This window comes from Paenibacillus sp. P4_E11 (assembly GCF_056401635.1).
On sequence record NZ_JBFUIX010000446.1, the window covers coordinates 1 to 1525 of the forward strand.

General features: G+C 44.9%; 2 protein-coding genes. Both read left to right on the top strand.

From position 1 onward, the window contains the following. Positions 1-424, top strand: a 424-nt coding sequence (locus tag AC1DWB_RS34970) for a type 2 periplasmic-binding domain-containing protein (RefSeq protein ID WP_477545670.1), incomplete at its 5' end; no start/stop codon positions are given. Positions 425-515: 91 nt separating this feature from the next. Continuing rightward, positions 516-1525: ABC transporter ATP-binding protein (locus AC1DWB_RS34975; RefSeq protein ID WP_477545671.1), on the top strand; the 1010-nt coding region annotated here is incomplete at its 3' end.

Genomic DNA, 1525 nt, shown 5'->3' on the forward strand with positions numbered 1-1525 from the left:
TTATACTCATTCTGGCTCCAAACCGGCGAAAATGGCAGCTTCAGGAGAAGTTCCTATCGGTATCTCATATGGATACAGCGGCATCCTGGAGAAGAAAAAAGGGTCCCCGATTGAAGTTATTTTCCCTAAAGAAGGATCAGGCTGGGATATGGAAGCAAATGCATTAGTGAAAAAGAAAGACATTAAGCCGGAAGCGAAGTTGTTCTTGGATTGGGCGATTAGCGCAGAGCCGATGAAGGAATACAATAAAAATTACGCTATCTTAAGTATTAAACAAGAGGGAAACAAAATTCCTGATGGCTACAGTAAAGATCCGGTATCGCAATTGACCAAGTTGGATTTGTACCAAGCTGCTAGAGACCGTGAATCTGTGCTGGCAGATTGGGCAAAGAAATACGATTCCAAATCGGAGCCGAAAAAGTAAATGGTGGATTACGACAGGATGCCGATGGTTGGCATCCTTCCCATTTTCGGTGATCTTATTTGGGTAAATTAGTAAAAAAGGGGCATTTGTTATGAAGCCAGGGTATTTATCGCTTCGCAACCTTTCCAAGCATTTTGGGAAGCAAACTGCGCTGCAGGAAATAAATTTAGATATTCATCAACATGAATTCATCTGTCTGTTGGGGCCAAGCGGATGCGGTAAAACAACTTTGCTGCGCATCCTTGCGGGTCTGGAAAAAGCGGATGGGGGCCATTTGACTATTGGGGGAAAAGATATCACCTCTGTACCGGCTGGAAAACGGAACTTCGGCATGATGTTTCAATCGTATGCTTTATTTCCAAATCTATCGGTTTCCGAGAATATTGCGTACGGACTTCGCAATCGTTTAACCAAGTCCCAAATCGTAGATCGCGTGGACGAGCTGCTAGGATTAGTGGAATTAGAGGAACAGCGCCATAAAGTACCTTCACAATTATCGGGAGGCCAACAGCAGCGGGTAGCTCTTGCGCGAGCGCTTGCATTTTCACCGGATTGTTTGTTGCTGGATGAGCCATTATCCGCACTCGACGCTAAGGTTCGCGGCAAGTTGCGACGTGAGATCTGCCGTCTGCATCAACAATTTGGGATGACGACAATTATGGTGACGCACGATCAGGAGGAAGCTTTAACTATGGCTGATCGCATTGTAGTTATGAATCAATCACGAATCGTTCAAATCGGCACCCCGAATGAAGTGTATGATCGTCCGAATAGTCCCTTTGTTGCCGATTTTATTGGAGCAGTCAGCTTTATCGAAACGGATAACGGAAAACAAGGGAACCCTATACTGGCTATCCGTCCAGAGCATGTTCAATTGGTTCGGGAAGGTCATGAGAAAGGCAGACAGGGAATCGTACGGGAATTTGAATATCGTGGGACACATTACCGCATGGTTCTAGAATTATTGGATCATCAGGATTGTCCGCTTATGCAATTTCTTACCGTTGATCTGCCAACGCAAGCTATGGTGACTTTTAACATCAAACTAAATCAGAAGGTAACGTTTAACTTGCTGCCTGAACACGTCATCCGGTTTGATAC